Source organism: Streptomyces marispadix (assembly GCF_022524345.1).
GTDB lineage: Bacteria > Actinomycetota > Actinomycetes > Streptomycetales > Streptomycetaceae > Streptomyces > Streptomyces marispadix.
In genome coordinates this window covers 3,575,126-3,596,631 of sequence record NZ_JAKWJU010000002.1, presented here as the reverse complement: position 1 = coordinate 3,596,631, position 21,506 = coordinate 3,575,126, and the positions used below count along the sequence as shown (strand labels likewise).

General features: G+C 70.5%; 15 protein-coding genes, 2 tRNA genes and 1 pseudogene. 6 read left to right on the top strand and 12 right to left on the bottom strand.

Annotated elements, in window-relative coordinates; all coding sequences use genetic code 11:
* The first annotated feature begins 112 nt into the window (after window positions 1-112).
* On the top strand, window positions 113-364 hold the full coding sequence (locus tag MMA15_RS28485) for a zinc-binding dehydrogenase (RefSeq protein WP_372498345.1): 252 nt from the start codon (window positions 113-115) through the stop codon (window positions 362-364).
* Window positions 365-373: 9 nt separating this feature from the next.
* Here MMA15_RS28485 and MMA15_RS14980 read toward each other — a convergent pair whose 3' ends face one another.
* Both MMA15_RS14980 and MMA15_RS14975 read right to left on the bottom strand, forming a co-directional pair.
* The gene (locus MMA15_RS14980) at window positions 374-697 is read right to left on the bottom strand and encodes a hypothetical protein (RefSeq protein WP_241060223.1); all 324 of its coding nucleotides are present in this window, start codon (window positions 695-697) and stop codon (window positions 374-376) included.
* 334 nt (window positions 698-1,031) lie between these two features.
* Window positions 1,032-1,181 carry a hypothetical protein gene (locus MMA15_RS14975; RefSeq protein WP_241060221.1) on the bottom strand — a complete coding sequence of 50 codons (150 nt, stop codon included), beginning with the start codon at window positions 1,179-1,181 and terminating at the stop codon, window positions 1,032-1,034.
* 582 nt (window positions 1,182-1,763) lie between these two features.
* On the opposite strand from MMA15_RS14975, the gene MMA15_RS14970 reads away from it, so the two are divergent.
* Window positions 1,764-2,159: a hypothetical protein gene (locus tag MMA15_RS14970; RefSeq protein WP_372498242.1), complete on the top strand. Its 396-nt coding sequence runs from the start codon at window positions 1,764-1,766 to the stop codon at window positions 2,157-2,159.
* A gap of 287 nt (window positions 2,160-2,446) precedes the next feature.
* On the opposite strand, the gene MMA15_RS14965 is transcribed toward MMA15_RS14970, so the two are convergent.
* The 3 genes from MMA15_RS14965 to MMA15_RS14955 form a co-directional block, all read right to left on the bottom strand.
* Window positions 2,447-3,004 carry a hypothetical protein gene (locus MMA15_RS14965; protein WP_241060219.1) on the bottom strand — a complete coding sequence of 186 codons (558 nt, stop codon included), beginning with the start codon at window positions 3,002-3,004 and terminating at the stop codon, window positions 2,447-2,449.
* 469 nt (window positions 3,005-3,473) lie between these two features.
* Window positions 3,474-3,546: transfer RNA gene (locus MMA15_RS14960), tRNA-Arg, on the bottom strand.
* Between the two features lie 207 nt (window positions 3,547-3,753).
* A tRNA-Ser gene (locus tag MMA15_RS14955) sits at window positions 3,754-3,844 on the bottom strand.
* A 508-nt stretch (window positions 3,845-4,352) separates the two neighbouring features.
* On the opposite strand from MMA15_RS14955, the gene MMA15_RS14950 reads away from it, so the two are divergent.
* Window positions 4,353-8,324, top strand: coding sequence for a PAS domain-containing protein (locus MMA15_RS14950; RefSeq protein WP_241060217.1), 3,972 nt, complete (start codon window positions 4,353-4,355; stop codon window positions 8,322-8,324).
* A 103-nt stretch (window positions 8,325-8,427) separates the two neighbouring features.
* On the opposite strand, the gene MMA15_RS14945 is transcribed toward MMA15_RS14950, so the two are convergent.
* The 4 genes and pseudogenes from MMA15_RS14945 to MMA15_RS14930 form a co-directional block, all read right to left on the bottom strand.
* Window positions 8,428-10,080: a long-chain fatty acid--CoA ligase gene (locus MMA15_RS14945; RefSeq protein WP_241060215.1), complete on the bottom strand. Its 1,653-nt coding sequence runs from the start codon at window positions 10,078-10,080 to the stop codon at window positions 8,428-8,430.
* A gap of 349 nt (window positions 10,081-10,429) precedes the next feature.
* A pseudogene (locus MMA15_RS14940) lies at window positions 10,430-10,960 on the bottom strand (SigE family RNA polymerase sigma factor); the annotation flags it as partial.
* Between the two features lie 215 nt (window positions 10,961-11,175).
* Complete coding sequence (locus MMA15_RS14935; RefSeq protein ID WP_241060213.1) at window positions 11,176-12,135, bottom strand: glycoside hydrolase domain-containing protein; 960 nt, start codon at window positions 12,133-12,135, stop codon at window positions 11,176-11,178.
* Window positions 12,136-12,430: 295 nt separating this feature from the next.
* Window positions 12,431-13,249 (bottom strand): helix-turn-helix domain-containing protein, encoded by an 819-nt coding sequence (locus tag MMA15_RS14930; RefSeq protein WP_241060211.1) that lies wholly within the window; start codon window positions 13,247-13,249, stop codon window positions 12,431-12,433.
* 318 nt (window positions 13,250-13,567) lie between these two features.
* Between MMA15_RS14930 and MMA15_RS14925 the strand changes: the two genes are divergently transcribed.
* Window positions 13,568-14,263, top strand: coding sequence for a hypothetical protein (locus MMA15_RS14925; RefSeq protein ID WP_241060209.1), 696 nt, complete (start codon window positions 13,568-13,570; stop codon window positions 14,261-14,263).
* 134 nt (window positions 14,264-14,397) lie between these two features.
* Here the strand turns inward: MMA15_RS14925 and MMA15_RS14920 are convergent, their stop codons facing one another.
* The 3 genes from MMA15_RS14920 to MMA15_RS14910 all read right to left on the bottom strand — a co-directional run bounded on the left by MMA15_RS14920 (window position 14,398) and on the right by MMA15_RS14910 (window position 17,784).
* Window positions 14,398-15,339, bottom strand: a complete 942-nt coding sequence (locus MMA15_RS14920) for a carbohydrate ABC transporter permease (protein ID WP_241060207.1) — start codon at window positions 15,337-15,339, stop codon at window positions 14,398-14,400.
* The gene (locus MMA15_RS14915) at window positions 15,336-16,328 is read right to left on the bottom strand and encodes a carbohydrate ABC transporter permease (protein WP_241060205.1); all 993 of its coding nucleotides are present in this window, start codon (window positions 16,326-16,328) and stop codon (window positions 15,336-15,338) included. The genes MMA15_RS14920 and MMA15_RS14915 overlap by 4 nt, the downstream gene beginning before the upstream one ends.
* Before the next feature lie 169 nt (window positions 16,329-16,497).
* Window positions 16,498-17,784 carry an ABC transporter substrate-binding protein gene (locus tag MMA15_RS14910; RefSeq protein ID WP_241060203.1) on the bottom strand — a complete coding sequence of 429 codons (1,287 nt, stop codon included), beginning with the start codon at window positions 17,782-17,784 and terminating at the stop codon, window positions 16,498-16,500.
* Between the two features lie 408 nt (window positions 17,785-18,192).
* On the opposite strand from MMA15_RS14910, the gene MMA15_RS14905 reads away from it, so the two are divergent.
* Both MMA15_RS14905 and MMA15_RS14900 read left to right on the top strand, forming a co-directional pair.
* Entirely contained in the window at window positions 18,193-19,230 is a 1,038-nt protein-coding gene (locus tag MMA15_RS14905) for a LacI family DNA-binding transcriptional regulator (RefSeq protein WP_241060201.1), read from the top strand.
* A 516-nt stretch (window positions 19,231-19,746) separates the two neighbouring features.
* Window positions 19,747-21,435: a glycoside hydrolase family 13 protein gene (locus MMA15_RS14900; RefSeq protein WP_372498241.1), complete on the top strand. Its 1,689-nt coding sequence runs from the start codon at window positions 19,747-19,749 to the stop codon at window positions 21,433-21,435.
* Window positions 21,436-21,506: the final 71 nt, after the last annotated feature.

Sequence of the window (21,506 nt, the reverse complement as noted above, 5' to 3'; positions counted from 1 at the left end):
CTGGCCTTCCCACGTATCCAGGGCGCCGACGTCGCCGCCCGGATCGACCTCGTCGGCGCAGGGGTCACCGAGGCGCGAATCGGTGACCGGGTCCTCGTCGACCCCGTGATCTATACGGGCGGCCAGCCTCAGACGGAGTGGGCTCCGCACTGATCCAACTCAGCTCGAACTCATCGGCTGGTCCTTCGGTACTCACGAGGACTTCGCCCAGGTCCTCCGTCACATCCAGGCAGGCGAACTGCGTCCGCTGCTCGCATGCACCTGCCCGCTGCACGAACTGCGAGCCGCACAGGAGGAGTTCGCCGAGAAGCACTTCTTCGGCAAGCTGGTCGTGATCCCGGACGCCGGACCGGCGCACCACTGACGCCCTCGGTCACGCTCCGGGCGTACGCACCGGTGGTCGCGGATCTCTTCGAGCGGCGACGGTAGACGGGGACCCGCGTCGATTCGTGTGCCGCATCTTCGCGGCGACGCCGTGGCCGATGAAGAGGTATACGGCGGCGGGAAGTACGTAATTGAGGACGAGGCGCAGGTGTTCGTCCTCGACCGTCGCAACGTGCTGAGACCAGCCGGCGAGCCAGTACGCCATGTCCCGCACATACTGAACGAACAAGTTGTCTTGATCGACGCCGAGCAGGTAGAGCACGATCCACAGACCCACGAAGGCGGCTGCGATGTCGGCGATCGTGTGGAGCACGAAGGCTGTCCATTTCGACGGCGCCTCACTGCGGGGTCCGCCCTGTCGATGGCTCGTCGGGACGGGTTCATGGGCATGACTCATGAAGCTCCAATCGCTGGGATGAATACGTGACTCGAACGCACCGGAGGGCCAAGCCGAAGCCTCCGTGGAACGGGTCGGAACGCTTGGGCCCTCGGGAGCTGGAGCGGAGCCGCACGACGCAGCAGCGAGCGACGGCAGCGGAAGCGCAATGAGCCGCCCAACTCGACGATCGCAGCCCCCACTCATCGCAGCCCCCACACACAGCCACCCGGGTCGGCTGGCCCAAAGCTCCGCACGAACTCATGCGTGGTCACTGCTTCTTGTGCAGTCCGGCTTCCTTCTTCGCAGCCTCTTCCTGCTGCTCGCGCTTCTCTTCCGCTGCTTTGCGGGCTTCCTCTTCCACCTTCTCGGCGGCTTTCTTGCCGCCTGCGCTCTTCCTCCGCTGCCTTCGGCCCCTCACCGCCGGGACGGTGTGCCTCGTCGGGCGACGGCTCCTTCTCAGCGGGCGGCGGCGGCGCGTCCGAGGGCGGTGTCCTGGGCCCGCCACATCTCTCCCATGGCGCCGCGCCCCGGCGACTCCAGCAGCCGGTACCGCCCTGCTGCGGGCATGAACTCACCTCCTCCAACGCCCCGCGCGATCCTCCGACTCCGCGTGTGCGCAAGAGCGATCTTCCAGCGCGGGCTTCTTCGCTCGAAGCCTGCGGCAACCCGCGGCGCCGACGGGGCCGGGTGCAGGCCAGGCCCTGGGGCCCTGAACCGCCGCACGCCGCGGGGCGCAGAACGAGGAGACGGAGATGCCCCCTTGCTCCGCATACGACCGGGACCAGCCAGCCGCATAACCTTCTGCGCCATTCGCGACGCTGCCGTCACACCGCTCTTGTGAAACGCATGTGGGTATTCAGAAACGGCGCCGCGAACGCGCTGCCCGGGAATTACGTAACGCCTTCCTCTCACGCTTCGCAGAGAGCGACATGGGCCGCCGCCCGGCGCCCGTACGCGTTCCCAAGAGGGCAGTTTCGAAGTCCCTCACAGGGACGCGGCAATGTCGCCGCAGCGCCTTTCCTCTGCCTCCGGCAACCGCACCACCACAGATAGGACCGTCATGAGCCACACTCACGAGCCTGCTCAATCAAGCCGTCGCGGCAGCAACGTCGATGATGAGTCGGCATCGAAGCGAACAGCCCTGATCGTCCACACGATCGCCGACGTCGCCGCCGCGATCCTGGGCCTGTGGATCGTCTTCTACCTGCTCGGCGCCAACCAGGCCAATGTCTTCGTCCAGTTCGTGCAAGGCATGGCGGACTGGCTCGCCGGCTGGTCGCAGGACATCTTCACGATGGAGAACGAACACGTTCGCTTCGCTCTCAATTACGGACTTCCCGCCGTCGTTTACCTCTTCATCGGCCATGGCATCGCCGCGAAGATTCGGCAAGGGTGACCGAAGTCATCGCACTCAAGAACCGCGCACGGAATCGGTGAACATTGAGCGAGTCCACCTCTACCGCGTGTTCACTTCGCCGGATGACGGCCCGCGGTGGTGCATTCCCCCGCCGCTGCGGGCCGTTGCGATTTCGGGGGGCGCCGATGCGTACGACCGCGAACCCGTGCCGCGGATGCGCACACGCCCTGATCGAGATGCGAGCGAACGGGCCCCTCATTGTGCGACTGACCTGGCGAAAACGGTCACGGTGCCGCATCTGGACGGCAGGACCGGTGCGACGGCGACTACTCCTCGTTCCCGCAGTTCGCCACATCAGGTTCCGGCGTCACCGACCTATTCGGGTCGACGTCGGTCACACGCCCTTCGGGAAGCCTCTTGTCGCGGTTAATGATCCGCCCGTTGGTATTGCGCTCCCAGATGCGCCCGTAGCGGTCCTGGAAGTAGAAGGCCCGGAGCTTGACGGAACCGCCCGTGTTGCCTGCGCCGGCGGCACGAGCCGCGTCCTCGGATGCCGAAGTGTTGTTCAGCTTGAGGGAGTTGCAGGGGCGGATGGCCGTGTGGCTCTGTAAGAGAAGACGGTCGCCGCCGCCGGCCTTGTAGACGAGGCCCCAGTGGGGCAGCGGATCGGCGGAGCGGTTGGTGATGACCGCCGCTCCGGCGTCGGGACCGGAAGGCCCCAACCGTACGAAGCTCACAGTGGCGGCCTGGTCGCGCATGTCGAAGTAGTCGCGCATCGCCTGGCGATTGACGGCCTCGTGCTGGATGTCGTTGGAGTGCTCCTGGGCGACATAGGTCACCTTCCCCACCCAGTAGGAGACGGCGACGGTGGCGGCCGTGGCCAAGGCCGTAAGGATTGTGGCGATCGTGGTCGCGGCTAAGTTCACGTGGCCGAACCACCGGCGGCGAAGACGTGCCCCAGCCCCCGTCTCGTCAGCCCCCGCTTCGTGCCCATGATCCATGCGAGGCTCCGGAACCGTGCTCACTGTGTCCTCCTCAGTGCAGTTGCAGCGGACTCCTCTCAGCATTCCCAGGCCCCGCGAAGCGCTCGTCGAACGCCACCCAGCGAGGCCAGGGAGCTTCATTCCTCGCCGACTCTGCGGGCGCGGGCTGGGCCGACCGCCGAGTGCGGCGCCGGTCATGCCTGGCCATCGCGTTCCATACGCGTGCTTACGACCGTGACCGGCGCTGTCGCCGTCGCGTCGCCTTCGAGCAGCGACTGAACGACGGCGACGAGGGCACCTGTCGCACTGCGTTGGCAAGCACAACGAAGGGCCCGTCTCCCAAACTTGGGAAACGGGCCCTGATCTGCTGCGCGCTCGGCAGGATTCGAACCTGCAACCTTCTGATCCGTAGTCAGATGCTCTATCCGTTAAGCTACGAGCGCTTTACGCGGGGGCTGTTGATCAACCCTGCGATGTTGCGGGAACAACATTACATGAACGGCGCCCAGAGGCGAAATCTGTTACCCGCACCCGGTCTGAGCTGCGTAAACGCCCTCGGAGAGCCCTCTGCGGACACATGCGAAACCCCGGCCGCGGGAGCCGGGGTTCAGGCGATCTTGCGGATCGAATGCGATCTTGAAGACCGGGAGCGGAGGCTGAGGGATTTGAACCCTCGATGGGGGGTTATCCCCAAACCGCATTAGCAGTGCGGCGCCATAGACCAGACTAGGCGAAGCCTCCCCGCGCGACCGTCGCTTGACGGAGCCGTGCGTGCTGATGATGGCACAGCCTCGGGGGCTGTCTCCAATCGACCCCTACCGTACTCGGTCCCGGTAGCGCCCGGCAAAGCGGTTCGCGGTGTCGGGAGGCCATGACCGGGGGTGTTTCCGCCGCGGGTCATGGCCGGTGCGATGCGGCCGTGCGGCTCCCGCGCCCGTCGGGGGCGCACCGACGGCGCCAGTCCGTCGGCCGCGAGGGACAGAGGGGACGTGCCGTGCAAAGCGGGCGGCCGGGCATGGGGGCCGCCGGGGCGGGCAGGCGTCCGGCGTCGTCGTCCGGGCGTCGTCCGTGCGGTGTCCCGTGCGTCTCTTGTGCGCTACGCACAGCACAGGCCGCCGGATCGGGCGCTCACCGTAGACTCCCCTCTGGTGGCATGCCCGGGGTCAGCGGCACACTGGCAGCCGTGACCGGACGCACAGGACCGGGCGATCGGTCACCGGCATCGTGTTAGCAGGGAGGAATTTCCGTCGTGAGCAGGCCATCCCGAGGCGCTGCTCGTCTCGCCGCCATACTCGACGCGCTGCCCGATGCGTTGCTGCTGGTCAACTGCAACGGCACGGTGGTGAACGCCAACACCATCGCGCTCGAAGCGTTCGAGGCCCCCGGCACCGCATTGGTGGGACGAGGGCTGCTCGATCTGCTGCCCGAGTTCGATTCGAAGCGGATTCCGGGTTCGATGCGCAGGCCGGACGAGGCCGCCGCCGAGCTCGAACAGCGCCAGCGGCCGACCCGCATGGTGGCCAGGCGTACCGACGGCAGCGAGTTCTACGTCGAGGTCACGAGCGCCAATCTGGAGGACGGGCGCACGCCTTACGCCTCCGCGTTCGAGGCCGCCTTCGCGGATCACGGTCCCGGCAGCGGAAACTCCTACACGGGCGACGAGTTGCTGATGCTCGTCGTACGGGATCTCACGGGCACGCTCGACACCGAGGCCGAACTGGCGCGCCAGCAGCGGCAGACGGAGATGATCCTGCGGGCCGCGTCCGAGGGCGTCATCGGCGTGGACACCGACGGTGTGATCGTCCTCGTCAATCCGGCGGCGGCGCAGATCCTCGGATACCGGGCGGGTGAGCTAGGCGGTCAGGAGCTGCACTCGCTGGTGCTGCACTCACGTCCGGACGGCAACGCCCTGCCGTTCGAGGAGACGACCCTCAGCGACACCCTGAAGTCGGGGCGCAAGCACCGGGTGCGGGCGGGCACCGTGCTGTGGGCGAAGGACGGGCAGGCGGTGCCCGTCGACATCACGACGGCGCCGGTGCGCGACGGTGAGCAACTGGTCGGCGCGGTGGTGACCTTCAGCGACCGGCGGGCGCACGAGTCGCTTGCCGCACGGCACGAGCAGTTGCTGGCCGTGCTTCAGGATTCGCTGCGCGGGCCGCTGGATCAGTTGCGGGACGAGCTGTCGGGGCTGGCCGCCGACCCGGCGGGGCAGCTCTGGCCCGAGGCCAACCAGATCCTGCACCACCTGGCGGCCGGTTACACACGTATGACGACGCTCGTGGACAACGTGCTCGGCTATCAACGGCTCGACGCGGGGCGCGAGAAGCTGCGACGCGAGATGACGTCGCTGGACTCGGTCGTGGCGAACGGCGTCGAGGGCGCGGTGGAGCTGATCGGGCCCGGGCGGGCGCAGTTCGCGGTGCACGCGCCGCCGATCGAGGCGGAGGTCGACGGCGAGCGCCTGACGACGGCGCTGGCGCATCTGATCGCGGACGTGGCGGGCGTGGACGCGACGGGCAACGCACCCGTGGCGGCGCCCGGCCTGGACACGACGATCGTGGTCGCGGCGGCGCAGCGCGGCGATGTCGTACGGATCGAGGTGCGCGGGCCCTACGACGGCGGCGACCCGGTGCATCTGCCGATCGTGCGCGGCACGGTGGAGCGGCACGGCGGTGTGCTTCAGACGCATGAGGTGCCGGGGGCGGGCGGCAGTGCGTATGTACTGGAGGTGCCGCTCAAGGCGGACACGGCCGGGGGCGCGGACGGCGCCGGTGCCTCGGGCGGCGCGGCGGGCGGTGCCGGTGACACGGCCGCCGGTCAGCGGGGCCGCGAGGGCCGGGAGAACGAGACGACGGTGATGCCCGTGCCCGCGCAGCCGGTGCGCGGTACGGAGGCGGCGGCCGAGGCGCAGGGCTCGGGGGCGGCCGGGGCGTGGACCGGTACGGGCGATGTGTCGGGGGCGGCGCCTGCCGCGGGCATTCCGGACCAGTTCCAGGCGCGGCATGCGCGGGGTCCGGCTCCCGCGCACGCGCAGGGGGCCGCACATGCGCAGGGGCAGACACCCGTGCAGCAGGAGCAGCAGGCCGAGCAGTCGCCGTCCGGGCAGGAGGAGCAGGCGGCGGCGCCGACGGGACGCCGTCGTGGGCGTCCGAGCCCGGCCGAGGCGCAGCAGGCTCAGGCCCAGCAGAGTCAGGCGGGGCAGACCCAGGCGGGGCAGGTTCCGCAGGAGCAGCAGCAAGGGGACGTGGACGCGGCCGGTGTGACCGTTCCCCAGCAGGCGGGCGCGGGACGCCGGTCGCGGCGTGCGCTCGCGTCGCCGACGCAGGGCGCGGAGGCCGAGGAGACCGGGGGCGGACAGCAGCCGCAGGCGCAGCCCGGTACGGGCCGCAGAGCACGCCGGCCCGTACAGGGCCAGCAGGGACAGCCCGCGCAGTCAGAACCCGTGGCGGCGCAGTCCGCACAGCCCGGGTCGGGCGACGACGGCACCGGCGGCGGGCAGCCCGGCGGGCGCAGAGCACGCAGACTCGCGCAGGCGCAGGGCCAGGCGGGAGGCCAGGCGGGAGGCCAGGCGGAGGGCGAACAGACGCCGCAGGGCGTGCAGTTCGCGGCACCGCCCGGTCAGCCGCAGCCGGCCGAAGCGCAGGCCGTGCAGAACGGCGCGGCCACCACCGGCAACGGCGCGGCCCTCCCTGGAGCCGTCGCCGAGGACGCGGCGCCCGGCGCGCAGCCCGTCCAGCAGAACGGCGCACACCCCCAGCAGGTGCCCGCCCAGCCCGTACCGGCACAGCCCGTGCCGGCCCAGCCCCCGCAGCCCGCGCAGAGCGAAGAGGTGCCGCAGGAGGCCGAACAGCAGGAAGAGCCCCAGGCGGTGGAGCACACGGTGGTCGCCGCCAGCCCCATCCTGGGCGGCGGCCCGCTGCCGCAGAACATGCCGCAGCCGCGCGGGCTGCCGATGCCCGGCGCCCCCACCGCCGAGGAGCAGGCCTCCTACGAGACGGGCCACCACCGGGTGCAGACCCTCGGCCAGGGCATTCCGGTCACGCCGGGGATGACGGAACGGCCGGGCGGTCAGCACTCATACGGCCACTCGGCCACCCATGCGCCTACGCCCTCGCCTCGTCAGGCACACGCTCCGGCGCCTGCGACGGCCATACCGTCCACTCCGTCCACGCCGCCCGGCTCCGGAAGGCGCCGCAAGCTGGCCGCGCCCGCGCAGGACGGCGGCCCCGCGGCGGGTCGTCCCGGCAGCCGCAAGGCTCAGGCGCAGGGACGCGCCGCCCCCGCGGCCCCGGGGCATGCGCCCGGCGGCGGTCCTGGAACCGGTGGAGGCTCCGGCGGCGGGGCCGGGACTCCGCCCCCCGCACGGGAGTTCAGCATCGGGGCGCCCGCGGCGGGCACGGCCGAGGGACCCGAGCCGCTCGACGGACCGAACAGCCCGGTGGAGATGAGCAACGGCCGAGGCGTGCCCGTACCGCCGCAGGCCGTCGACGACGAGCTGCCGCCCGAGCCGCTGGACAATCCGCGGCGGCTGCTGGTGTGGCCCGAACCGGACCCCGCCACGCAGCAGGCGCTGTCCGCGCACGGCTACCGTCCCGTCATCGTGCACTCGCGGGAGGAGGTCGACTCCCAGATCTCGTCGTATCCCGCGGCGCTCTTCGTCGATCCGCTCACCGGCCCGATCACCCGCACCGCGCTTCAGTCGCTGCGTTCGGCGGCCGTGGCGGCCGAGGTTCCGGTGATGGTCACCTCGGGGCTGGGACAGGCGACGCGTGAGGCGGCTTACGGAGCCGACCCGGCGGTGCTCCTCAAGGCGCTGGCGCCGCGCGACAGCGAGCAGCACCCTCCGCGTGTGCTGCTGATCGAGGAGCGTCCGCCGATCGCGGGCGCGATGGCGGCGTCGCTGGAGCGTCGCGGCATCCAGGTCGCGCATGCGCCGACGGACGAGGCGGCGGTGAACGTCGCGGCGCAGATGCGGCCGAATCTCGTGGTGATGGATCTGATGCAGGTACGTACTCGGCGTACGGGCATCATCGACTGGCTGCGGGTGAACGGGCTGCTGAGCCGCACCCCGTTCGTCGTCTACACCTCCGAAGGCATGAACCCCGCGGACCTGCCGCGGCTGGCGACCGGAGAGACGGTTCTCTTCCTCGCCGAGCGTTCGACGAGCCAGGAGGTGCAGCAGCGCATCGTGGACATGCTGACGAAGATCGGCGCCAACTGAGCCTCGCGGACGGGGACTTGATCTCCGCGCGTTGAACTGTGCGGGCGGCGGGGCGACACCCCCGGCGAACCGGTCGGTCACCCCGCCGCCCCGCGCGGCCTTCTCAGAGCTTGGTGACGTCCAGCTCCCCCGCCGCGTACTGCCCGCGCAGCACCTTCTTGTCGAACTTCCCCACGCTCGTCTTGGGCACCGAGGGCACGACCGCCCAGCGTTCGGGAAGCTGCCAGCGGGCGATCCGCTCGGCGAGGAAGGCCCGCAGCTCCTCGTAACCGACGTCTTCCGCGCCCTCCTTGAGGACAACGGTGGCCAGCGGACGCTCGCCCCACTTCTCGTCCGGCACCGCCACGACCGCCGCCTCGGCGACGGCCTCGTGTGCCATGAGCGCGTTCTCCAGCTCCACGGAGGAGATCCATTCGCCGCCGGACTTGATGACGTCCTTGGCGCGGTCGGTGAGCGTCAGATAGCCGTCGGGGGTGATCACGCCGACGTCGCCGGTGCGCAGCCAGCCGTCGGGGCTGAACTTGTCCTCGGGACACAGGGGTTCGCTGTCGGAGCCCCCGTAGTACGCCTTGGCGATCCACGGGCCGCGTACCTCAAGCTCGCCCGCCGACCGTCCGTCCCACGGGGCGAACGTGCCGTCCGGCGCCGCGAGCCTGGCCTCGACGGACGCGGGGAAGCGGCCCTGGCTGATGCGGTACGGCCACTCGTCCTCGGCGCTGAGTCCGGCCGGCGGGTGGGCGAAGCTGCCGAGCGGCGAGGTCTCCGTCATGCCCCAGGCGTGGCAGACGCGTACGCCGTGGTCCTCCTCGAAGGCCCGCATCATCGCGGGCGGGCAGGCGGAGCCGCCGATGGTGACCAGGCGCAGGCACGATATGTCCCGCGGTTTCTCGGCGAGTTCGGTCAGCAGGCCCTGCCAGATGGTGGGGACGGCCGCCGCGTACGTCGGGCGCTCGGCGTCGATCATCTCGGCGAGGGGCCCGGGGTGCAGGAACCGGTCGGGCATCAGGAGGTTGACGCCGGTCATGAAGGTGGCGTGGGGCAGGCCCCAGGCGTTGACGTGGAACATCGGCACCACGGGCAGCGCCGTGTCCGCGTCGGTGAGGCCCATCGACTGCGTCATGTTGACCTGCATGCTGTGCAGGTACATGGAGCGGTGGGAGAAGACCACGCCCTTGGGGTCGCCGGTGGTGCCGGACGTGTAGCACATGGCCGCGGCGTCGCGCTCGTCCAGCTCGGGCCAGTCGTAGGCGGTGGGGCGGCCTTCGAGCAACTGCTCGTAGTCGTGCACGGTCTGGCGGCAGCCGTCCAGAAGAGAGGTGTCGCCTTCGCCTACGACCACGATGTGCTCGACCGTTTCCAGGGACGGCAGCAGCGGAGCTAGCAGCGGCAGCAGCGAACCGTTGACGAGGATCACCCGGTCCGCGGCGTGGTTGACGATCCACACCAACTGGTCGGTGGGAAGCCGCAGATTGAGGGTGTGCAGGATCGCGCCCATCGACGGGACGGCGAAGTACGCCTCGACGTGCTCCGCGTTGTTCCACATCAGGGTGCCGATGCGGTCGTCGCGCCGCACGCCCAGCTCGTCGCGGAGCGCGTTGGCGAGCCGGGCGGCGCGCTCGCCCGTCTCCCCGAAGCTCTGCCTCCTCGGCTGGCCCTCCCCCGTCCACGTGGTGATCCGCGAGTCCGCATGAACGGTCGAGCCATGACGGAGGATGCGCGAAACGAGCAGGGGTACGTCCTGCATGGTGCTCTGCATCGGGGATGCCTCCCGGGGCCGGTTACGCCTGGGTAATCGTGGCGCCGATTCTGCTTCCGTACCGGGCGGTATGTCACTACCCCGTCCACGATTCGGCGCCGGCTCACGGGCCCGGCATGGCCGGGGCGGAGCGTCGCTCACCGTGGACGCGGGGGCGATCGCGAGCGCGGCCGGGAGTGCGGTCACCCGCCGGCGGACGTCAGGCGGCGGTCAGCTCCTCGCTCGCCTCTCGCACGGTGCCGCCCTCCGGCACCGGCGCTCCCTGCGCGGGGGCGCGCTGCGTGCCGCCCCGTACGTCCGAGTCCGGTACGTCCGAGCCCAGTTCGGACGAGCCCTGTACGTCGGACGCGAGCTGCGGGTCCTCGCGGAGCTTCACCAGGGCTCTGGAGACGGCACTCTTGACGGTGCCCACGGAGACCCCGAGCACCGCTGCGGTCTGCACCTCGCTGAGATCCTCGTAGAAGCGCAGCACGACCATCGCGCGCTGCCGGTCGGGAAGCTTCAGCACCGCGTGCCACAGCGCGTCGCGGACGGCCTGCGCCTCCGCGGGGTCCGGGCCTTGCTGCGGCTCGGGCTCGGGCAGTTCGTCGCACACGAACTCGTCGACACGGCGCTTGCGCCACTGCGAGGTGCGGGTGTTCAGCAGCGCCTTGCGTACGTAGCCGTCGAGCGCGCGGTGGTCCTCGATGCGCTCCCAGGCCAGATACGTCTTGGTGAGCGCCGTCTGGAGCAGGTCCTCGGCGTCGCAGGGGTTGGCGGTGAGGGAGCGCGCGGTGCGCAGCAGCACCGGCCCGCGCGCCCGTACGTACGACGTGAACGTCAGCGGCTGCACGGCCGGACCGGCGGTGCGGGCTCTCCCGGCTGTCCCAGGCGTGGTCATGGCTCAACGCTAGGAGCGGGCGCACGGCCGCGGATCGCCCCGAGGTCCCGAAGGCGCCTCCCCCTGTGGGGGGAGAGGTGGTGCGGGCCCCACCTACGTGAGGTGGACACGGCACGCCCCGGGGTCAGGGTGACCCCGGGGCGCCGGGTCCGGGTCTCCCGCCTGCCGTACGCATGTGACCGGGCCGGCGGGCGTGAGGGAGTCCGCGCCGAGGGTCAGGGGACGACGGCGACGGGGGCGTCGACCAGATTGCGGTCGATGCTCAGCCGATGGCCGCCGTAGGTGCGGGTGATGTTGCCGTCGTACTGGTGGATGCGGCGGTGCGGCTCCCAGGCGCCCCTGCTGATGTACGGGGTGTTCCTCACGGAGGGCGCCGTCCTCCAGCGCGCGAACCACAGCGCCTCGGGGAGGTCTTTCCTGCCCGCCTTGCGTGCGCCGTCCATGTGCTCGATGCCGGAGTCGGCGCTGCTGTAGAAGCCGGGGTGGTAACCGGCGGCGCGCACCGCGCGGTTCCAGCCCTGGATGAAGGAGAGGGTGGTGGCGGCGCAGCGGGTCGAGGAGTTGTCGTAGGCCTCCATGTCGAGATAGACGGCGCTGTGCTTCGCCATCGCGAGGCGCTTGGCTGCGGCGACGGCGTCGCGTCCCTCGCGCTTGCCGCGCTGTGCGGGCGCCGTGTGGTTCATGGCGTAGCGGCGCTTGCGCGGCGATTCGACGCAGGGTGACTGCGAGCCGACGTACACGGGCAGCACCTTCCAGCCCATGCGGTCGACGCCGCGCACCCAGGAGGCCGTCAGATTCGGCTCGTTCGGGCAGGCGCGGGCACGGCCGCCGATGTAGACGCCGACGCCGCCGAACGGTGATCTGCCGTCCCAGGCGCGCATCGTGGAGAGCGACGGGGTGTGGCAGGTGTCGAACGCCTGCCCACGGAAGGTCTCGGAGCCGGACGGCCGGCGCTCGTATCCCGCCGGGCGGGCCCGGGCACCGGAGGCGGGGCCCGAGGGGGCGCCCGCGGCGGGGCCAGCCGCCGAGTCGCCTGCGGCAGACGGGACTTCGGCAGCCGGCTGGGCAGCGGTGGCCGACGCGTTTGCGGCGTCGGCGCCGACGATCGCGGCGAGCACGGTGAGGGAGGCGAGCGAGACGGCAGCTCTGCGAATGATGTGATTCTTATGCCACATGAGGCCGAGTGAAGGGGTCGGGAGCGATGGCACCGCTCAGGCTCGCCGCACACCCGGGCCTTTCGCCCGTCCGGATCGCCGATCTTCGCGGTGGTCACGGACGCAGGGGCGTCCGCCGGCCTCCGGGCTTCAAGCTCTTCGGTCGGCCTCAAGCCCTTCGGTCCGTGCGCTTTCTGCCCGCCCGCTGCCCGCCGGAACTTCGAACGTGCCTGGTCGCGGGGCGCGTTGAGGTCCCGGCCGTGGGCTTCTCAGCAGCCTCGCGCCCGCGCCCGCGCCTCCGCTCGCCCGCGTCCCGTCAGCCTTCCTCCTCGACGCAGCGGCTTCCCAGCGCCTTGAGCTTGGCCTGGTCGACGTATCCCTTCGTACGGCTGCCGGTCACGTGGCCGTAGTCGCGGAAGCGGTACGGGCGGCCCGTGGGTGCCTTGTCGAGGCGGAAGACGTCGTCGGCGTGGACGTCGCCGATGTCGTTGCGGCGGCCGTCGAGGATGTCGCCGTCCTCGATCACCCTGTACACACGGGTCGTTCGGCAACTCGGCTTGTCGTCGGGCCTGTCGGCCGTCATGTTCGTGTCCGTGTTCGCGGAGCCCCCGGAGATCTCCGGGACCAGCGCGAACGCCCCCGCGCAGACCGCGACCGCCGCGGCCAGCGCCCCCAGCCCGGTGGGCGAGCGGAGCAGCGCGACCGGCCGGGCCGACCGGGCCCGTACGGCCGGTCGCACACGGGCGGCGGATGCTCCGGCGCCACCGGGGGTGCCCGCCTCCGTCCGCGCCGCCGCGGGCGCGGCGCCGCGTGGGTCGTCCCCTTCCGCGGATCTCCGCTCGCGCTCCGCCGCTTCGGCCGCCTCCTGGCGCAGCCTGCCCAGCCGCTGCCGCTCCCTCGGGGTCAGCCCGGTGAGCTCGCACAGCGCCGCGAACGTCTCGGCCGGGACGACCTCCTGCCCGTTGAGATAGCGGGAGACGGGCGACTTGGTGAGGTGCAGCGCCTGCGCCAGCTCGCGCTGGTTCAGCTCCGTCCTGTCCCGGTAGACGGCGCGCAACTGCTCGGTGAACTCCCTGACGGGGCCGCTCAGCTCCTGCGGCAGCGGCTTCAGCGGGCGTCTGCCTGGCTCGGACACGTCCCTGCCTCCCTCATCGACGTCCCTCTCCGCAGGTCAGCGCCCTGCGGTCCTCCCGGCGTCCCTCGATGCGCGCTGCCCGTGGCGGTGCGGGGGACGGGGACCGAAGATTCAATCCGGCTCGCGTTCCGGGCACTTCGGCTTACCGCCGTACGGACGCCGCGCTCCGGGAGCGCCCGCATGTTCTCACGTGGCGGGCGGGAGCGTTGCCGGAACCGTACGCCCGGGGCCGGACGGGCCCGCGCGAGATCCCGCGCGCCCCGAACGCCTCGGCGTACCCGGGCCGACCCCACCAGCGAACGACTCGCAGAGAGACCGATGACCATGAAGAGGAAGCTCCAACTCGCCTTCGCGGGCGCACTCATCGCCGCCCTCGGCAGCACGCTCACGTTCTGGTCGGCGGACGCCGAGGCCGCCGTGAACCGCTACACGATCCAGGCCAACTCCCCCAAGCCGGAGGCCTGCAACAACCACGGCACCGTCCCGGCCGGCTCCTGGCTCCAGAACAAGGTGTGCGGCTACTTCGTCGGTACGGCCATGGCGGGCAGCGCCTTCGACGTACACGAGACCGCGCAGAGCGACTACCACTACGGGCACAACTACGGCGGCAACAACCTCTGCGCCTGGGTGCCGCCGGGTGCGCTCAGCGGCTCGCCCAGCGGCAAGGCCGACGAGTCGTGCAGCGCCCAGACGAAGGAAAGGATCGGCCACCGCCGCTCCTTCGGCTCCGACTTCAACGCGAAGGCCCATGACGCGGAGGACGGCAGCGCCGTCACGGTCGACCCGGCCTGCGGGGGCGGCGCGTTCCTCAACTACTTCGACTCCAGCGACTACAGCAGCGGTTCGCTGCGCGACCCGGCCGGGACCCCCGCCGCTCAGGTGCAGTACCGGTACACGACGAACGGCTCCAACCCGGCGGTCGTCGTGCGCGACTCGAACCTGGGCTGGGTCTTCATGGACCGCGACTGCGTCACCGACTGGCGGGGCGTGAAGTTCCACAACGACGACGACTGACGGGCCGCGACAGGCCTGCGGCTGACGGTTGTCAGGCCGACTGACTCGACGGGGTCACGGGGAAACGGCGAAGGGGGTGCGGGCGGAAGTTCCGCCCGCACCCCCAGCCGTCTGCAACGCCCTTGCCGCGCGGCCTACTTGACCGCCCCGGCGGTGAGTCCGGCGACGATGCGCCGCTGGAAGAAGAGCACTAGGACGACCAGCGGCACGGTCACGATGATCCCGGCGGCCATCTGGCTGCCGTGCGGTGCCACGAACTGCGAGGCGCCGGTGAACTTCGAGACGGAGACCGGAGCGGTCTGCATGGATTCCTTGTTGACCATCGAGACCGCGATGAGGAACTCGTTCCAGGCCATCACGAAGGTCAGGATCGCGGTGGTGAACAGGCCGGGTGCCGCCAGCGGGAGGATCACCTTCCGGAAAGCCTGGCCGCGGGTGCAGCCGTCGACCCTCGCCGACTCCTCAAGCTGTGTGGGCATCTGACGGAAGAACGACGTCAGGTTCCACACTGCGAGCGGCAGCGCGAAGGACATGCTGGGCACGACCATCGCCTGGTAGGTGTTGATCCAGCCGATGCCCACGAACAGCTTCAGCAGCGGAATCGTGATCGAGACGACTGGGAACATCGACGTGGCGATGATGCCGGTGAGCACCAGCCGCTTGAAGCGGAAGTCGAGCCTGGCGAGGGCGTAGGCGGTGGTGACGCCGACGGTCAGCGCCAGCACCGTCGTCGTACCGGCGACGACGAAGCTGTTGCCCAGCGACCGTACGAAGCCCAGCGAAGGGTCGAGGACGTTCGCGTAGTTGGTGAAGGACAGCGGCGCGGGCCACAGCGAGACGTCGAAGATGTCCGCGGGGCGGCGCAGGCTGGAGACGAGCATCCAGTAGAAGGGCGCCAGACACCACCCGGCCACCGCCAGAACGCCCGTGGTGCGCAGCGCCGTACGCCAGGGCGTGCCCGGCGCCTTGGCGGGGGCGGAGCGGCCGGTGCTCTCCGGCGGCGACCCCGGTGCGGTCGAGGCGCCGCTCCCCGACGGGGATGCCTTTGTGGTCGCCGTGGGCGTGGTGCCGGTCATGCGGTGGCCTCCTTCTGCCGGTTCCGGTCGTCGCCGGCCACCGGACGCAAGCTCTTACGGGCGCCCTGCTCGCCGCCGTCGTGGCCCTTCCTGGCGCCGCCCCCCTTGCCCTTCTTGCCGCCCGCCTCGTCACGGGCACCGAGCAGGTCCGCGCCCAGCAGCTTGATGAACGCGAAGGCGATGAGGAAGACGTAGAGGAACAGCACCACCGAGTACGCGGACGCCGGTCCGAAGCGGACGTTGGAAGCCTCGTCCTGGGCCAGCATCGAGAGCGTCTCGACGGACTCCTTGCCGGCGCCGATGAGGATGTAGGGCAGGTCGAACATCCGCAGCGCGTCCAGCAGCCGGAACAGCACGGCCACCAGCAGCGCGGGCTTGACCAGCGGAAGCGTGATGCTCCACAGGCGGCGTATGGGCCCCGCACCGTCGACGCGGGCCGCCTCGTAGACCTCCTGGGAGATGATCTGGAGTCCGGCGAGCACGAGGATGCCGACGAACGGCGCCGTCTTCCACACCTCGGCGATGATGACCGCGATCTGCGCCTGGAAGCCCTCGGTGGTCCACAACACCTTCGTGTTCAGCAGGGAGTTGGCGATGCCCTCGCTGTCGAAGATCCAGCGCCACAGCAGCGCCGATATGGCCGTGGGTATCGCCCAGGGGACGAGGATGCTGGCCCGCACCCATGCGCGTCCGCGCATCCCCTGATGCATGATCAGCGCCATGGCCAGCCCGATGACGGTCTCCAGGATCACCGAAGTGACCGTCAGGAACGAGGTGTTCCAGAAGGCGTTCCAGAAGCGGTCGCCCGCCCCGGTGAAGATCGTCGTGAAGTTGTCCAGGCCGACGAAGGGGTCGCCCTTCTCGATGAAGCCCGTCTTGGGATCGATGTCCGGGACGCTGTAGAGCGAGGAGTGCACCGCCGAGAGCACCGGATAGGCGATGACGAGACCGAGTACCAGCAGCGTCGGTGAGACGAGAAGAGCGGCCATTCGCCCCTCACCGTGCAGGCCGGCTCGCGCGGTGGGCCCGCTACCGCGGCGCCATGGAGGTGTCAGCGACATGGGTCGATCTCTTCCTTTCTCGGCCGGCGCCACTGCGCGCGGGCGGCGGCCCGCGAGCGCAGCCCGGCCTGGGGGCTGCGGGGAGGGGTCACGGGCGTCACGGGGCCAGGGCGCGCAACTGCCGTTGCAGGCCCCGGAGGGCGGCTTGCGAGGTCTTCTTTCCGGTGAGCGCGTTGTACGCCTCGTTCTGCACGGCCTTGGTGGCGTCTCCGTACTGCACGACGCGGGGCCTCGGTTCGGCGCCGAGGATCGACTTCTTCAGCACCGGCAGATACGGGAACTTCCGTACGTACTCCGGCTCGTCGTAGAGCTTGGCGAAGACGGGTGCGAGGGAGGCCTTCTCCAGCTTCAGGCGTGAGCTCTGCTCGTTCGTCATGAAGCGCATGAAGTCCAGCGCGGTGGCCTTGTTGCGCGCGGAGGAGGACAGGGCGAGGTTGTGCCCGCCGAGCGAGGAGGCGCCGGGCCCCTTCTCCCCTGGCAGCGGCGCTACGGAGAACTTGCCCGCGACCTCGTTGTTCTTCGCCTTCTTGTCGGAGATCGCGTACTGGTAGGGCCAGTTGCGGTAGAAGAGCAGGTCGCCCTTCTCGAAGGCGCGGCGGCCCTGCTCCTCCATGTACGTGATGCCGCTCTTGGGGATCGTGCCGTCCTTGAAGCTCTTGACCAGGTGGTCCATGCCGCGCCTGGCCTCGGGGGTGTCCAGGTGCGGTATGCCCTTGGCGTCGGTGACCTCGCCGCCGGCCGAGTTGATCGCCTCGGAGAAGTTCACGGTCAGGCCCTCGTACTTCTCGAACTGACCGCCGTAGCAGGACATCTTGGACTTCTGCTCGCCCAGGACCTTGTCGCAGATCTCGCGCATCTCGTCCCAGGTCTCCGGCGGGTCCTCCACGCCGGCCTTCTCCAGCAGGTCCTTGCGGTAGTAGAGCATCCCTCCGTCGGAGGCGTACGGCATCGCGAACCACTTGCCGCGGTACTTCGCGGTGGCGTTGATCGAGCCGAGGGTCTGGTCGAACGGGAAGGAGTCGGCGGGCAGTTGGTCGATCCAGCGGTGCGAGGCGAACTCGGAGGTCCACACGACGTCGAGGTTGAGCACCGTGTACGTGTCGGTCTTGAGCTGGGCGTTCTGGATCATCATCTGCCGCTGCTGGTCGGCGTCCTCGGGCAGCTCGATGAAGGTGGCCTTCTCGTCGGGGTGCCTGTCGTTCCACCTCTTGATCAGGCTCGGTACGACGCCGGAGGTGTCGCTAGTGGCGAAGGTGATCGGGCCGCGTTCCTCGGCGTCCACCGCGCTCTCGACGTTCGAGGACGCGAGCCCGCAGCCGCCGACGAGCGTGAGTGCGGCGGTGACGGCGGTGCACGGCAGCAGTCGTCGCGGAATGGCACGCACGTGATCTCCTCTTGGCTGTGGCTGTCTTGGCTGTGGCCCGCTGGGGCCTTGTGTGGTTCGCTGTGGTCGCTGTGACGCCGCCGACTACGCCGACTCCCTTGTCGCCGTATCGCAGTGAAGCTGTGAGCCGGTCCTGCGAGTACCTGCCGCGCTTCCCGCCCGGGGGCACGGAGGGCCGTTCGGCCACCGGTCCCCGCAAGGCACACTCGAACCGCGGCAGTTGAGGAACCGCGAGGTTAAATCGAGTGAGCAGGAGGATGTTTCCCTTGAAGCACCCCTGTCAAGACCTCCGGCACGAACCGTGACTGCGGCCCGGCGCCGAGGCGGCCCGACCGGCTCGAAAAACCGTTGACACTTCGACGAAGCCCAGGTGATGCTCAAGCTAGATCGAGTTACCTGGAGGGGTACATGCCGCCGTCGCCATCGCGCGTCACCCAGGCCGATGTCGCACGCCGTGCCGGGGTCTCGCGTACGACGGTCTCCTTCGTGCTCTCCGGCCGCGAGGACACCCGCATCTCCATCGAGGCGCGGCAGCGAATCCTGGGCGCGGCCGAGGAGTTGGGCTACCGGCCGAACCTCACGGCGCAGAGCCTGCGCACCCGCAAGACCCACACCGTCGGCCTGGTCTCGGACATAGTCGCCAGCACCCACTACGCGGGCGAGATGATCCAGGGGGCCCTGGAGGCCGCGCTGGAGCGGAACCATCTGCTCTACTTCGCGGAGAGCGGCGACGACCCGGAGGCGGAACGCAGGCTGCTCCAGGGGATGCTCGACCGGCAGGTCGACGGCCTGATCCATGCGGCCATGTCGACCCGTGTCCGCAGGCTGCCGGACCAGGTGCGCTCCCATCCGTCGGTGCTGCTCAACTGCCTCGACGAGAGCGGTGAGTTCACGTCCGTCGTGCCGGACGAGGAGGCGGCGGGGCGGCAGGCGGCGAAGCTGCTGCTGGAGGCCGGGCACCGCGAGGGCATCCATGTCGTGGGCGGTCGTCACTTCACCCGCCGCACCCCGGACGGTGTGTACGCGGGCCGTGAGCGGATGCGCGGTCTCGAACGGGGCCTGGCGGAGGCGGGCGTGCGGCTGTCGGGCGTCTCCGAATGCGACTGGTCGGCGCCCGAGTACGGCTATCGCGCGGCCCGTTCGCTGCTGGCAGCCGGGCCGCGGCCGACGGCCGTCGTCTGCTGCAACGACCGGCTGGCGTTCGGCGTCTACCAGGCCGCCGACGAGTCCGGGCTGTCCGTGCCGCAGGATGTGTCGGTGCTCTCGTTCGACGACTCCGAGCTGGCGTCGTGGCTGCGTCCCGCTCTCACATCCGTCGCACTGCCCCACCGGGAGATGGGCCGGGCGGCGGTGTCGTTACTGTTGTCGCCCGAACCGGTGCCGGCGGTACACCGGATTCCCATGCCGGTACGCCGCAGAGACTCGATCGCCCCGCCGCGCCGCTGACGCGTCTGCCTGTACGGCCGGTACGCGGCGGGCCTGGCCGGACAGGGTCCGGCGGGAGCCACGCGGTCCGAAGGCCGCAGAACCCGTAGCCCAGAACCGCAGAACCGCAGAACCGCACAGCCGCCCGGACGCCGGGACGGGCCGCAAAGGCGCGGCCGTCCCCCGAAGGCCGTCCGTACTCACCACACCCACGACCACGTCCCGCCGCATCCCGCACCGCAGTCGCCGGGAGCGCGCCTCATCGGCGCGCGCCCGTACGGCCGCCGCGTCCCCCACCGCGGCCACCTGGACTCCGGGCCTCCGCATGCCGAACCACGCGTGCCCGGACAACAACCGAATACAGAGCAGGACCGCTGAGTACGAATCCCAAGAACCGTACGGCAGCCGTACGCACCGCGAGCGGAACGCACGTTCCGCATACGGCACGCACGGAAGCCATGCGGAGAGCACGACCGAGTAACACCAGCAACGAGTAACGACCATGACCGGACCCGCACCGCACTGCGAGGAATCGACGTGACCGACACCACAGCACCGCACCGCCAGGACGGCCCCGACTGGTGGCGCCAGGCCGCCGTCTACCAGATCTACCCCCGCAGCTTCGCCGACTCCGACGGCGACGGGCTCGGCGACATCCGGGGCATCACCTCGCGGCTGCCCTACCTCGCCGAACTGGGCGTCGACGCCGTCTGGTTGAGCCCCTTCTACCCGTCGGCACTGGCCGACGGGGGCTACGACGTGGCCGACTACCGCGACGTCGACCCCCGGCTCGGCACGCTCGACGACTTCGACGAGATGGTCGCCGAGGCGCACCGCTTCGGCATCAAGGTCATCATCGACATCGTCCCCAACCACACGTCCAATGACCACGAGTGGTTCCAGGCGGCGCTGCGCGCCGAGCCCGGATCGCCCGAGCGCGACCGCTACATCTTCCGCCAGGGCAGGGGCGAGAACGGCGAACTGCCGCCCGCCGACTGGGAGTCCGCCTTCGGCGGGCCCGCCTGGAGCCGGCTTCCCGACGGCTGGTGGTACATGCATCTGTTCGCCCCGGAGCAGCCGGACCTCAACTGGGAGAACCCCGAGGTGCGCGCCGACTTCCGCAAGACGCTCCGCTTCTGGTCGGACAGAGGAGTGGACGGCTACCGCATCGACGTGGCCAACGCCCTGATGAAGGACCTCGACGAACCGCTGCGCGACATGGGGCCCCGCTCCTACGACGAGCAGATGGCGGAGATCGAGGACGGCACCCACCCGTTCTGGGACCGCGACGAGGTGCACGAGATATACCGCGAGTGGCGCGAGGTCTTCAACGAGTACGACCCGCCCCGCGTCGGCATCGCCGAGGCGTGGGTGAAGCGGCACCGCCTGGTGCTCTACGCACGTCCCGAGGGGCTGGGCCAGGCGTTCAACTTCGAGTATCTGAAGACCGGTTGGGACGCGCGGGAGCTGCGCTCCGTGATCGACGAATCCCTGCGTACGGCTCAGGACGCGGGCGCCTCCGCGACCTGGGTGCTCTCCAACCACGACGTGATCAGGCACGCCTCGCGCTTCGCGCTCCCCGAGGGCGCCGACACCGACGAGTGGCTGCTGAGCGGCGGCACCCGCCCTGAGGCGGACGCGGAGCGCGGCCTGCGCCGGGCCCGTGCGGCGACGATGCTGGAGCTGGCGCTGCCGGGGTCCGCGTACATGTACCAGGGCGAGGAGCTGGGCCTGCCGGAGGTCGCGAGCCTCACGGAGGACGAGCTCCAGGACCCGGTGTGGGAACGCAGCTCGCACACCCGCAAGGGGCGCGACGGCTGCCGCGTACCGCTGCCCTGGACGCGTACGGGCCCGTCGTTCGGCTTCGGCACGGAGGACGGCGAGAGCCCTTGGCTGCCGCAGCCCGCGTACTTCGGCGAGCTGTCGGCCGAGGCACAGGAGGGCGAGGAGGACTCCACGCTGGAGCTGTACCGGGAGGCGCTGCGGCTGCGCCACAAGCTCGTCGGCACGGACGAGTCGCTGACGTGGCTAAGCGACGAGGAGACGGCCTCGGACGGCGTGCTGCACTTCGTACGGCCCGACGGCTGGCACTGCCTGACCAACTTCGGTACGGAGACCAGGCCGCTGCCGGAGGGTGAAGTGCTGCTGAGCAGCGGCCCGTTGAACGGGGAGGGGCTCCCGGGCGAGACGACGGTGTGGCTGCGGGACGGTGCGGCGGACGGCTGACCGCCGCCGCTCGCGGCGGGTCGGCGCGTGACGGCCCGCACGACGGCTGACGCGTGACGCGACGCAACGGA